Here is a 12116-nt window from a genome sequence, read left to right on the forward strand (position 1 = left end):
GCGGGGCGGTCACGGGACGGGCGGGGTCAGCGGAAGCGGCGCCGGTACTCGGCGGGGGTCGTCCCCAGGCGGCGCCGGAAGGAGCGGTGCAGGCTCTCGACGGAGCCGAGGCCGCTGCGGGCGGCGATCTCCGCGAGGCCGTGGTCGCTGTCCTGCAGCAGCCTGCGGGCGGCTTCGAGCCGGACGGACTCGACGTAGACGGCCGGCGTGGTGGCGGTGCGGCGGCGGAACAGCCGCGAGAAGTGGCGCACGCTGAGGTGCAGCCGCGCGGCCAGCGCCTCCGCGGACAGGTCCTCGGTGAGGTGCTCGCCGATCCATACGCGCAGCTCGTCGACCGGGTCGCCGGCGGCGCCGTCGGGCAGCGCGAGCGGAACACTGAACTGGCTCTGACCGCCGGCGCGTTTGACGTACATCACCATCATCCGGGCCACTGACAAGGCGAGTTCGGGCCCGTTGTCCTCGGCGACCATCGCCAGCGCCATGTCCATCCCGGAGGTGATGCCGGCGCAGGTCCACACGCGGCCCGCCCTGATGAAGATCGGATCCGGATCGACGGTGACGCGGGGGTGGTCGGCCGCCAGGCGGGCGGCCGTGAGCCAGTGGGTGGTGGCACTGAGCCCGTCCAGCAGCCCCGCCGCGGCGAGCAGGTGCGCACCCGCGCAGACCGAGCCCACCCGCTCGACCCGCGGCGCCGCCTGGCGCAGCCAGTCGACGACCACGTCGTCGAGCACCGGCTCGACGCCGCCCTCGCCGACCTCGACCGCACCCGACACCAGCAGGGTGTCCACGCGTCCGTCCACCTCGTCCAGCGCCAGGTCGGCCATCAGCCGCAGGCCGCCGGAGGTCACCACCGGAGCTCCGTCGGCCGTCGCGATCCGGACGGTGTAGCCGGGCCGGCCGGGGCCGGCGACCCGTGTGGCGACCGAGAACACCTCGGCCGGACCCGTGACGTCCAGCAGCTCGGCCCCCGGGAAGGCGACGATGACGATCCTGTGCGGTGGGAGCATGTCCCGATCATTTCGGCCCCGCCCGATGGCCGCAATGACCTGCTTCTGTCACATCCGGCCATCCCGGTGCCCCCGGTGCCGCCGGTGCCCCCGGTGCCGCCGGACGGGCTGGCTCCCTAGGCGGGCGTGACCAGGCGGGTCTCGTACGCGAACACCGCCGCCTGGGTCCGGTCGCGCAGGCCCAGCTTCACCAGGATCCGGCTCACATGCGTCTTGATCGTGGACTCGGCGACCACGAGCCGGTCCGCTATCTCCGCATTGGACAGCCCCTGTGCGATCAGCACCAGCACCTCCGTCTCCCGCTCCGTCAACTCCTCCACCGCCGCCGAGCCCGCGAGCTTCGGCGCGGCCGAGAGCCTGGAGAACTCCACGATGAGCCGCTTGGTGACGGTCGGGGCCAGCAGCGCCTCCCCGGAGGCGACCACCCGCACCCCCTCCGCCAGTTGCCGGGCCGAGGCGTCCTTGAGCAGGAACCCGGAGGCCCCGGCCCGCAGCGCCTGGTACACGTACTCGTCGAGGTCGAAGGTCGTCAGGACCAGCACCTTCGCGTCCGTGTCCGCGGCGACGATCTCCCGCGTGGCCTCCAGCCCGTTCATCACCGGCATCCGGATGTCCATCAGCACCACGTCCGGCCGGAGCGACGCCACCCGGTCGATGGCCTCCCGGCCGTCCACGGCCTCGCCGACCACCTCGATGCCCTCCATCGCGTTCAGCAGGACGGAGAAGCCCTCGCGGACCATCATCTGGTCGTCGACGATGAGCACCCTGATCGTCATGCCGTGGCCTGCGCCGTCTCCGCGGCCGGCTCCTGCCGCCCGCGCACCGGTATGAACACCGCCACCTCGTATCCTCCCGCGGCCGTCCGCCCGGCCGTCATCTCGCCTTCCAGCATGGCCACCCGCTCCCGCATCCCGGTGATCCCGTGCCCGGCGCCCGGCGACGGGCGCACGTCCTCCGTCGCCGCCCCGTTGACCACCCGTATCCCCAGGCCGCCCAGCACGTACGACACCTCGACCTCGGCCGCAGCCCCCGGCGCATGGCGCAGCGTGTTGCTCAGCGCCTCCTGGATAATCCGGTACGCCGACAGCTCCACGCCCGGCGGAAGCTCCCGCACCGCACCGGTCACCGTCTTGTCCACGCTCAGCCCGGCCTCGCGCACATTGGCCAGCAGCCCGTCCAGCGAGGCCAGCGTCGGCTGCGGCGCCTCCGGCGCCTCGTAGTCCGCGGAGCGGACCACGCCCAGCACCCGGCGCAGCTCCGTCAGCGCCGCCACCGCGTTCTCCCGGATGGTGGCGAACGCCGCCTCCAGCTCCGGCGGCGGATTCTTCACCCGGTACGGCGCGGCCTCCGCCTGGATCGCCACCACCGACATGTGGTGCGCCACCACGTCGTGCAGTTCCCGCGCGATGGTGGTGCGCTCCTCCAGCAGCGTGCGCCGGTCCCGCTCGGCGGCCGTCACCTCGGCCTGGGCACTGACCTCCTGCTCGGCCTGCCGGCGCGTGTGGCGGACGGTCACCGCCAGCAGCACCACCGCCAGCGTGAAGGCCATCGGCGCGACGTTCGCCAGACCGCCCCGCCCGAGGACGACCGGCGCCAGGATCCCGAACGCCACCGTGACCAGCCACATCCAGCCGGCAGCCCGGGGCCGGGTCCGCATCGCCACGATGCCCACCGTGACCAGGTACGAGGCGAAGGCGCCCGGCGACCACGGCCACGCCGGCTCGCTCGCCCCCGCAAGCCCCAGCACCACGGCGGCCACGAGGGCCACCCAGAACGCACCCACCGGCCTGACCAGGGTCATCAGCACCGGGGCGGCCGCTATCAGCCCGAGCACCAAGGACCCCGGCGGCCACACCAGCCCGCTCGACGTCGCCGCCAGCAGCAGCACGAACAGTGCGGCCCCGGCGACCGACGCATGCGGCAGATAGGCCGCCCGCGCCCGCATCCGATCCGGGAGCCGCCGCGTCAGCCGACCGTCCGTGCGCATCGGCGGCAGCGGCCGGTACGCGAAGGCATCCGTGATCAGCTCTCGGCGCAGGCTCTCCAGCAGGCCCGATGCCAGCCGGATCTCGGGTGTCCGGGGGGCCGCCCCGGAAGTCGTCTCGGTCATGTTCCCCACGGTAGGTGCGCGACTTCCTCGTCCGCGTCGCCGCCGAAGGGGATTTCCCCGCCTCCCTCTCAGGTACTACCCGGGGCCCTCAGTAGCCCGTCGGACGGACCAGACCCGTCTCGTACGCGAACACCGCCGCCTGCGTGCGGTCGCGCAGGCCCAGCTTCACCAGGATCCGGCCCACGTGCGTCTTCACCGTCTGCTCGGCCACGATCAGCCGCGCCGCGATCTCCGCGTTCGACAGGCCCTGCGCGATCAGCGCCAGCACCTCCGTCTCCCGCTCGGTCAGATCGGCGATCCGCGCCTTCGACGGCGCCCGCGGCGCCCCCAGCCGGGAGAACTCGGTGATCAGCCGCTTGGTGATGTTCGGCGAGAGCAGTGCCTCACCGGCCGCCACCACCCGCACCGCCTCCGCGAGCTGGTCGGCCGAGGCGTCCTTGAGCAGGAAGCCCGAGGCTCCGGCACGCAGCGCCTCGTACACGTACTCGTCGAGGTCGAAGGTGGTCAGGACGAGCACCTTCACCGCGCAGTCCGGGACGGCGGTGATGACGGAGGTCGCCTCGATGCCGCCCATCCCGGGCATGCGGATGTCCATCAGGACCACGTCCGGGGCGAGTTCGGCGGCCTTCGCCACCGCCTGCGCACCGTCCACGGCCTGGCCGACGACCTCGATGTCGGGCTCGGCGTTGAGGAGGACGGTGAATCCCTGCCGGACCATCATCTGGTCGTCGGCGATCATCACCCTGATCGGTGCGGCGGGAGCGCTCATGCGTCCTGTTCAGCCCTTCTTCGTCTCGGGATCCATGGGGAGCACGGCGCTCACCTCGTACCCACCGCCCGGGCGCGGGCCGGCGGCGAGTTCGCCCCCCAGCATGCCCGCCCGCTCGCGCATCCCCAGCAGCCCGTGCCCCGCACCGTGCGAGGGCGGTGCCGGGCGGGTCGGCGCCGAGTTGGCGATGCACAGGTGCAGTTCGCGCGGCCCGTACGCGATGCCCACCTCCACACGGGAACCGGGCGCGTGGCGCAGGCAGTTGCTCAGCGCCTCCTGCACGATCCGGTACGCCGTCAGCTCGACGCCCGGCGCGAGCGGCCGCCGTATACCGGCGACCTCGGTGGTGACGTCCAGGCCGGCGCTGCGCACGTTGTCGACGAGCCCCTCCAGTTCCGCCAGCGTGGGCTGCGGGTGGTGGGGGCCGGCGGGATCGTCGGGATGCTCGGAGCGCAGCACGCCCAGGACCCGCCGCAGCTCCGTGAGGGCCTCCAGCGCGTTCTCCCGGATGCCCGCCAGGTTCTCCTTGAGCTCCTCGGAGGGGTTCTCCACCAGGTGCGGGGCGACCTGCGCCTGGATGGAGATCACCGACATGTGGTGGGCGACGACGTCGTGCAGTTCGCGGGCGATCCGGCTGCGCTCCTCCAGCAGGGTGCGCCGGCTGCGCTCCTCCTCGGTGAGCGTCTCCTGCTCGACGAGCTTGTTGCGGGCCAGCCGGGTCGCGCGCAGCGCGTACCCGAGCACGCCGATGAAGCCGAACAGCAGCAGGTCGACGAGGGTCACGCTCTGGGCGCCGGGCGGCTTGAACAGCAGCTCGGCCAGACCGGTGAAGCCGACGGAGAGCCCGACGACCGCGGCGGTCACCCGGGGCGGCACCCGCAGGGCGACCAGCATCAGCACGATCCCGAACCCGATCACCCCGCCGGGCATCCACGGCCAGCTCTGGCCCTGTCCCACGTGTCCGTGGATCTGCACGGCCACCAGGGCGCCGGCCACCAGCGCCAGCCACCAGGCGGCGATGGGCCGGAACATGGCCAGGAGGATGGAGGTGCCCGTCGCCAGCGCCGCCAGCAGCGGATAGCCGCCGGTGACGTGGTAGTGGTCGCCCATCTGCTCGGTGGTCAGGAAGGTGAAGAGCACCGCGAGATAAGTGATGAACACATGAGGCAGCCAGGCCAGCCAGCGCGGCCGCGACAGCCGGGGGAGCGGGTTCCGCTCCAGGGTGAACAGGTCGGCGGCCAGGCCCCGCAGAAAGGCAGTCAGGTGCGGGGCTGACTGCGGGGCTGAGGGGTCGGCGGCCGGTGGCCTGCTCTGCTCGGTCATGCCGCCCAGCCTAGGCATGGATGATCACCTCTTCTCCGGCCGCCGAACGGCTGCGAGGCCGACCCTGCCCACCCGGTGCACGGCCGGGACCGGCGAGGCCGGCCGAGGCGAGGGAACCGGGGGAGCCGGCGGAACCGGCGGAACCGGGGGAACCGATGGGGCCGGGGGAGCCGGCGACCGCATGCGAGGGGGCGGGGCGCCGGCGCCTCACGCCCTGCTCGTACGCGCGGAAGGCGGCCCAGCAGACGGCCAGCGCGGCGGCGAAGACCGGCAGCCACAGCAGCCGGGCGGCCATCCACTGCGGGGAGTCCGGCACCGTGTGCAGTCCGGGCAGGTCGGCGGGCGCCTGCAGCCCGAGGGCGGTGACGGCCATCATGGCGGTCTGGTGCCACAGGAAGACCGTCATCGCGGACAGGTTGAGCAGGGCCACCGCGGCCCACGCACCGGGCCGGCGCATCGCCCGCGCCAGCGGCCCGCGCAGCAGCAGCGCCAGCCCGCACTGGGCCAGGCCGAAGGCGGCCGCGGCCAGCGTCGGCGGGTTCAGGTTCGATATCGGGGCCCCGGGGACGCCCACCATGGACGCCGGATACCCGCACCACAGGACCAGCGCCGCCGTGGCGGCCGCACCCCCGGCCAGCAGCAGGGCCGCCGGAGCGCGCCGGGCGAAGGCCCCGCGGGACCAGGCAGCGCCGAGGGTGTAGGGGACGAGCCAGCCGGCGGCCACATTGACCCAGCCGATCCATGCGGGACCGTCCAGCCCGAACCGCCACAGGTCCACGGCCGCCACCAGGCCCAGCGGCCACAGCGGGCTCATCCGGGCCACCAGCGGCGTCGCGGCCGTCAGGGCGGCGAAGACGAGGAGGAACCACAGCGGGGACAGCACCAGCCGCACCAGCGTGTGCACGGTGGCCGGTTCGGCCCCGCCCAGCAGCATCCCCGCCGCGGCGACGGCCCACACCGCGAGCACCGCCGCGACCGGCCGGAACAGCCGGGCGAGCCGCTGCCCGACCCACGCCCCGTACGACACTCCTCGCTCCCGCGCCGCCGCATACGACCGGGCACCGACCTGCCCGCCGACCAGGAAGAAGACGGCCAGCGTCTGGAGCACCCAGGACACCGGCGCCAGCCACGGCATGTGGGACAGCGGGCTGGTGGTGCTGAGGCCGCCGTCTGCGGTGGTGAGGGCGGTGACCAGCCAGTGCCCCAGCACCACGCCGAGGATGGCGAAGGCCCGCAGCGCATCCACCGCCCGGTCCCGGCCGGCCGGGGTGGCGGCCTCCACCCGCCGGGCGACGGCGGACCAGCGGGCGCGGAGCTTACGCATGGGGGACCTCCGCGGCGGCAGGGGCGTCGGTGCCGAGGACGATGCGGGCCAGGCTGTCCAGGGACTCGGTGCCCGGCTTGAGGTAGTCGCTGTGGCCGCCGGGCCCGGCCTTGAAGGGCCGGGCGCCGAAGGCGGGGGAGACCGGGTCGGTGCCGAAGCCGATCCCGCCGAGCCGGACGTGCGGAACGCCGGAGATCCAGTCGCCGGCGCCGCGGCCGGCCCAGACCCGGGCACCGGTCGGCAGTTCGGCGGCGGAGTCGGCGCCCGTGCCGGGGCTGCCGAACAGGGCGATGTCGCCGACCTTGGGGCCGGTCCCGGTGCGGGCGCAGACCACCGATCCGTAGGAGTGGCACAGCAGCGAGAGCCGGGCGTCGGGCGCGCCGGCCTGCTCCAGGCGCCGCAGGAACGGGGCCAGTTCGGCCGCTCCCTCGGCGGCCCGGTCGGCGGTCAGCACGGTCGCGCTGACCGTCGCGGGCGTCTCGTACCCGAGCCAGGCGACCACCGCGGAGCGGGGGTGCTCGGCCTTCAGGCGCTGCTGCAGGGCCAGTGCCCCGGATCGAAACCGCTGGTAGGTGTCGAGCGAGGTGTCGGAGCCGGGCACCAGGACCGCGATCCGGTCGGCGGTCTCCAACTCGCCGAACACCTCCACCGCCCGCCCCTTGCCCCGGCCGTCGAAGGCGAGGAACTGCGCCGTCCCGCCCGCCTCCATCGCCCGCAGCTTCCCGGCGCGGCCGGTCCGCCCGGCATGCTGCGCCATGCGGGCCGCCTCGGCGAGGTTGGCGCGGTTGGCGGCATACCTCGCCTGCGGCGCGTCCTGCTCCCCGAACGCCACCGGTATCGGCGCGGGCACGTCCGGCGAGGCGGCGGCGGAGACGGGGAGGGCGACGGCCGCGGCGACGAGGCCGGCGAGCAGGGTGCGGCGCAGACGCCCGTGCCGACGGCGGGCGTCGTCGCGGCATCCTTCGGGGCGGCCTTCGGGGCGTCCGTCGAGGTGCGTCATGGCGGTCCCTGCTCCTTCGCTGGTGCGGCGGCCTGGGCGGCCGGTGCGCTCGAAGCGCGTTCTCCGGTATCGAAGTTAGGAACCGCCACCCCTGGTCGGCGTCCCGCTGCGGAGCCGCCTTCGCGCATAGCTCCCAGGTATGACAGGGGCAACCTGCGAGCTACACCACGGCCTCCCCGAGGAGGACCGGCCCCTCCTGCGGGCCGCCTCGCGCACGGCCGACGCCCCCTCCCGACGCCCACTCCCGACGCCCCGCCGCACCTCCCCGCACGCCTCCGCCGCGCCACCCGCCCCGCAGGCATGCATGCATGGACAGATAGTCGCCGCAGAGATAATCTGTGCACAGAAGTTTTCGAGAGCCGAGACTTCCGATCCGGGGAGGCGCACATGTGGACCTATGAGCACAGCATCGAGACGGACGCCGCGCCCGAGGCCGTCTGGCGGCTCTGGGCCGACGTCGAGAACTGGGGCACCTGGAACGCCGACATCGAGCACATCGAGCTCGACGGACCGTTCGAGACCGGCACCGCCATCGTCATGACGCCCGCCGGCCAGGACCCGGTGCACCTGCGCATCGCCGAAGCGCAGCCCGGCGAACTGTTCGTGGACGAGGCCCGCTTCGACGGCCTGCTGCTGCGCACCGTGCACCGCCTCGACCGGGGCCAGGACCTCCGTACCCGCGTCGTGTACCGGATGGAGATCACCGGCGACGGCGCCGACGCGCTCGGCCCCGAGATCGGCCCGGCCGTCACCGCCGACTGGCCCGAGACGATGGCCGCGCTCGTCGCCCGGGCGGCCGGCTGATGGCCCTGACGCCCGGCGAGAGCCCCGGCTTCCTGCTCTGGCACGCCACCCTGCGCTGGCAGCGCGGCATCGCCGCCGCGCTCGCCCCGCTCGACCTCACGCACGTGCAGTTCGTGCTGCTGGCCTGTACGTGGTGGCTCAACGAGCAGGGCGAGCAGCCCAACCAGCTGGCCGTCGCCCGCCAGGCGGGCACCGACGTCAAGATGGCCTCGCAGGTCCTGCGCACCCTCGAGGCCAAGGGCCTGATCCGGCGCGAGGTCGACCCCGCCGACACCCGTGCCAAGCGGCTGCGGGTCACCGAGGCCGGCGCCGCGCTGGCGCCGCGCGCGATCGCCGCCGTCGAGGAGGCCGACGCCCGCTTCTTCGAGCCGGTCCCGGTGGCCGAGGCGATCGCCCTCCTGGGGCGGCTGGCGCGCCCCGAGTCCTGAAGGCCCGCCTCCCGGACCGGCTGCGAGCCGCCCGCCGGACCGGCTGCGAGCCGCCCGCCGGACCGGCTGCGGCCGCCTCCCGGACCGGCTGCGAGCCGCCCGCCGGACCGGCTTGTGGCCGCCCGCCCATCCGCCCACTGCGGGCCGCCCGCCGCCGCTACGTTGGGGTGATGATCAACGACAGCTGGCGCAACGACCGCATAGGCAGCGCGCACCGGGGCGAGAACCCCACCGTCCTGCGCCGCCTCGACCAGGGCTTCGCCGTGATGGGGGACCGGCAGTTCCTCCCCGGGTACTCGGTGCTGCTCACCGACGACCCGTCCGTGACGCGGCTCTTAGACCTGCCCCGGGCGCGCAGGGCCGCGTACCTCGGCGACATGGAGCGGCTCGCCGAGGCCGTCGAACGGGCCTGCCGCCGGCTCGACCCGGCCTTCCGCCGGGTGAACATCGAGATCCTCGGCAACACCGACCCGTACCTGCACGCCCACGTCTGGCCGCGCTACGACTGGGAGCCCGCCGACCTCGTCCGGCTGCCCGTCTGGTTGTACGAGGAGGAGTACTGGAGGGGGACCCGGTACGAGCTCGGCCCCCGCCACGACGGCCTGCGCACGGCCATCGGGGAGGAGCTGGACCGCCTGGGCGGCGGCGCCGGGGCCTGACGCGCCCCGGTCACGGGGTCGTGGCCACCCGGATCCCGAAGCCGATCAGGACCACCCCGGTCACCCGGTCCAGGGTCCGGCGCACCCGCGGCCGGGCGAAGAACCGCCGGGCCCGCGAGAGCAGGTACACGTACGTGCCCAGCCAGACCACGGTCAGCACGACGTGGACCAGCACCAGCAGCGCCATGCCCGCCGCCGGGCGCAGCCCCGGCGGGGCGAGCGCGGGCAGCAGGCCGGTGTAGAACACGGCGATCTTCGGGTTGAGCGCGTTGCTGACGAGCCCGGTGCGCCAGGCGCTGCCGCCGCCCTCGGGGGCGCCCGCTGCCGGCGGGTGCGGCTCGGCGCCCGGGCGGCGCAGCGCCTGCACGCCGAGGAAGCACAGGTACGCGGCGCCCGCGAGCTTCACCACGAGGTAGACCTCGGCCGAAGCGGCGAGCAGGGCCGCCAGCCCGGCGACCGTGAGCACGCCCCACAGCAGCAGGCCGGCGGTGATCCCGCCGACGGTGCGCAGCCCGTCGGCCCTCCCGCGGGCCACGGCGCGCCTGGTCACGACCGCCATGTCGGGCCCCGGCACGAGGGTCAGCAGGGCCAGGACGCCGGTCGCGGTGACGAGTGGGGTGAGCACGCGGCTCAGTCTGCCACCAGGGGCTCGGCCAGCGGCTCGACATAGCCCGCGCGCCAGCGGGGCGCCGGGTCCTGGCCGGGGCTGGTCCAGTACTCGCGGGCGCCGACGATCTCTCCGTCCTTGACGGTCCAGAGGGAGACGGCCCGGTAGACGACGTGGTCCTGGGGTATCTCCACCTCGGTGACGACGAGGTCCCCGTCGGCGAGGATCCGCAGCACCTCGACGGATCTCTCGTCGGCGTATGCATCGTCGCTGTTCACGGCGATGAAGTTGGCCCGGCCGACGATGCGCTCGCCGCTGACCGGCCATTCGATGACGGCGTCCTCGGCGATGAGGCGGGACACGCCGTGCCAGTCGCGTGCGTCGATTCGCTCCCACAGTTGTGCCACTACCTTCAACGGCTCCATGGGCGGCAGTCTGCGACGGCCGCCTCAGACGTAACAACCTTTGCTTGCAGGCTTATTGACTTCGACACAAAGCGCGGCGCGGCGGGTGGGCCGGGGTGCGCCCCGCGGACCCCCGCCCGCTCGGGCCCGTCCTGCCCGGACCCGCGCCGCGCCCGGCTCACGACAGAGTGCCGAGGGCCGGGTGCCGGGCCCATACAGTCCGCCGATATCCCTTCCCACCTGCGCACTTCTAGCGTGGCCGTATGACCCCTCATCTCCCCTTCGAGGCGGACGGCGCCGCCGTCAAGGCCGCTGACCGCGCCCACGTCTTCCACTCCTGGTCCGCCCAGGCCCTGATCGACCCGCTCGCCGTCGCCGGGGCCGAGGGCTCGTACTTCTGGGACTACGACGGCAAGCGCTACCTCGACTTCTCCTCCCAGCTGGTCAACACCAACATCGGCCACCAGCACCCCAAGGTCGTCGCCGCGATCCAGGAGCAGGCCGCCCGCCTGTGCACCCTCGCGCCCGGCTTCGCCGTCGACGTCCGCTCCGAGGCCGCACGCCTCATCGCGCGGCGCACCCCCGGCGACCTGGACAAGATCTTCTTCACCAACGGCGGCGCCGAGGCCGTCGAGAACGCCGTCCGGATGGCCCGCCTGCACACGGGCCGCCAGAAGGTCCTGTCGACGTACCGCTCCTACCACGGCGCCACCGCCGCCGCGATCAACCTGACCGGCGACCCCCGCCGCTGGCCGTCCGACACCGGGGCCGCCGGGGTCGTGCACTTCTGGGGCCCGTTCCTCTACCGGTCCCCCTTCCACGCCACCACCGAGGCCGAGGAGTGCGAGCGCGCCCTCGCCCACCTCGCCGACACCATCGCCTTCGAGGGCCCGGCCACCATCGCCGCGATCATCCTGGAGACGGTGCCCGGCACCGCCGGGATCATGGTGCCCCCGGCGGGCTACCTCGCCGGCGTCCGCGAGCTCTGCGACCGCCACGGCATCGTCTTCATCCTCGACGAGGTCATGGCCGGCTTCGGCCGGACCGGCGCGTGGTTCGCCGCCGAGCACTGGGACGTCACCCCCGACCTGATCACCTTCGCCAAGGGCGTCAACAGCGGCTACGTGCCCCTCGGCGGCGTCGCGATCTCCGCGGCCATCGCCGAGACCTTCGCCACGCGCCCCTACCCCGGCGGTCTGACGTACTCCGGACACCCCCTGGCCTGCGCGGCCGCCATCGCGACGCTCAACGTGATGGAGGAGGAGGGCATCGTCGAGCACGCCGCCCACCTCGGGCAGAACGTGATCGGGCCGGCCCTCGCGGAGATCGCCGAGCGGCACCCGTCGGTCGGCGAGGTACGGGGCCTGGGCACCTTCTGGGCCGTGGAGCTCGTGCGGGACAAGGAGACGCGCGCGCCGCTCGTCCCGTACAACGCCGCGGGCGCCGACAACGCGCCGATGGCCGAGTTCGCCGCCGCCTGCAAGGCGTCCGGCCTGTGGCCGTTCGTCAACATGAACCGCACCCACGTCGTTCCGGCCTGCAACATCACCGAGGCCGAGGCGAAGGAGGGCCTGGCCCTGCTCGACGAAGCGCTGACGGTCGCCGACCGGCACACCACCTCGGCCTGACCGCGGCCCCCGGTGGCGTCCGCCCGCAATCGGCCGCGCACCGATCGGTTTCG

The 12116-nt window shown here is 74.0% G+C and carries 13 protein-coding genes; 4 read left to right on the forward strand and 9 right to left on the reverse strand.

All coding sequences use genetic code 11. The features are described 5' to 3' along the window. Positions 1-26 precede the first annotated feature (26 nt). The 7 genes from AB0953_RS02225 to AB0953_RS02255 all read right to left on the reverse strand — a co-directional run bounded on the left by AB0953_RS02225 (position 27) and on the right by AB0953_RS02255 (position 7533). Positions 27-1007, reverse strand: coding sequence for a helix-turn-helix domain-containing protein (locus AB0953_RS02225; RefSeq protein ID WP_366857445.1), 981 nt, complete (start codon positions 1005-1007; stop codon positions 27-29). Between the two features lie 116 nt (positions 1008-1123). Further along, entirely contained in the window at positions 1124-1783 is a 660-nt protein-coding gene (locus AB0953_RS02230; protein WP_366857446.1) for a response regulator transcription factor, read from the reverse strand. Beyond that, entirely contained in the window at positions 1780-3117 is a 1338-nt protein-coding gene (locus AB0953_RS02235) for a histidine kinase (protein ID WP_366857447.1), read from the reverse strand. Before AB0953_RS02235 ends, AB0953_RS02230 begins: the two co-directional genes overlap by 4 nt. 88 nt (positions 3118-3205) lie before the next feature. Next, positions 3206-3886 carry a response regulator transcription factor gene (locus tag AB0953_RS02240; protein ID WP_366857448.1) on the reverse strand — a complete coding sequence of 227 codons (681 nt, stop codon included), beginning with the start codon at positions 3884-3886 and terminating at the stop codon, positions 3206-3208. 9 nt (positions 3887-3895) lie between these two features. Beyond that, entirely contained in the window at positions 3896-5209 is a 1314-nt protein-coding gene (locus tag AB0953_RS02245; protein WP_366857449.1) for a sensor histidine kinase, read from the reverse strand. Between the two features lie 10 nt (positions 5210-5219). Next, a complete protein-coding gene (locus AB0953_RS02250) occupies positions 5220-6533 on the reverse strand; it encodes an acyltransferase family protein (protein WP_366857451.1) in 1314 nt (437 codons plus the stop codon). After that, positions 6526-7533 (reverse strand): alpha/beta hydrolase, encoded by a 1008-nt coding sequence (locus AB0953_RS02255; RefSeq protein ID WP_366857452.1) that lies wholly within the window; start codon positions 7531-7533, stop codon positions 6526-6528. The genes AB0953_RS02250 and AB0953_RS02255 overlap by 8 nt, the downstream gene beginning before the upstream one ends. Before the next feature lie 387 nt (positions 7534-7920). On the opposite strand from AB0953_RS02255, the gene AB0953_RS02260 reads away from it, so the two are divergent. From AB0953_RS02260 to AB0953_RS02270, 3 genes are all read left to right on the forward strand, one after another. Beyond that, complete coding sequence (locus AB0953_RS02260; RefSeq protein ID WP_366857453.1) at positions 7921-8337, forward strand: SRPBCC family protein; 417 nt, start codon at positions 7921-7923, stop codon at positions 8335-8337. Then, positions 8337-8765 (forward strand): MarR family winged helix-turn-helix transcriptional regulator, encoded by a 429-nt coding sequence (locus AB0953_RS02265; protein ID WP_366857454.1) that lies wholly within the window; start codon positions 8337-8339, stop codon positions 8763-8765. Before AB0953_RS02260 ends, AB0953_RS02265 begins: the two co-directional genes overlap by 1 nt. Positions 8766-8938: 173 nt before the next feature. Continuing rightward, positions 8939-9424: a diadenosine tetraphosphate hydrolase gene (locus AB0953_RS02270; RefSeq protein ID WP_366857669.1), complete on the forward strand. Its 486-nt coding sequence runs from the start codon at positions 8939-8941 to the stop codon at positions 9422-9424. Between the two features lie 10 nt (positions 9425-9434). Here AB0953_RS02270 and AB0953_RS02275 read toward each other — a convergent pair whose 3' ends face one another. Further along, complete coding sequence (locus AB0953_RS02275; protein ID WP_366857455.1) at positions 9435-10049, reverse strand: LysE family translocator; 615 nt, start codon at positions 10047-10049, stop codon at positions 9435-9437. A 5-nt stretch (positions 10050-10054) separates the two neighbouring features. Next, positions 10055-10456 carry a nuclear transport factor 2 family protein gene (locus AB0953_RS02280; protein WP_362167379.1) on the reverse strand — a complete coding sequence of 134 codons (402 nt, stop codon included), beginning with the start codon at positions 10454-10456 and terminating at the stop codon, positions 10055-10057. Between the two features lie 242 nt (positions 10457-10698). Here AB0953_RS02280 and AB0953_RS02285 point away from each other — a divergent pair, with 242 nt between their 5' ends. After that, the gene (locus tag AB0953_RS02285) at positions 10699-12063 is read left to right on the forward strand and encodes an aspartate aminotransferase family protein (protein ID WP_366857456.1); all 1365 of its coding nucleotides are present in this window, start codon (positions 10699-10701) and stop codon (positions 12061-12063) included. The last annotated feature ends 53 nt before the right edge of the window (positions 12064-12116 follow it).

Source organism: Streptomyces sp. NPDC046866, assembly GCF_040704625.1.
Taxonomy (GTDB): Bacteria; Actinomycetota; Actinomycetes; order Streptomycetales; family Streptomycetaceae; genus Streptomyces.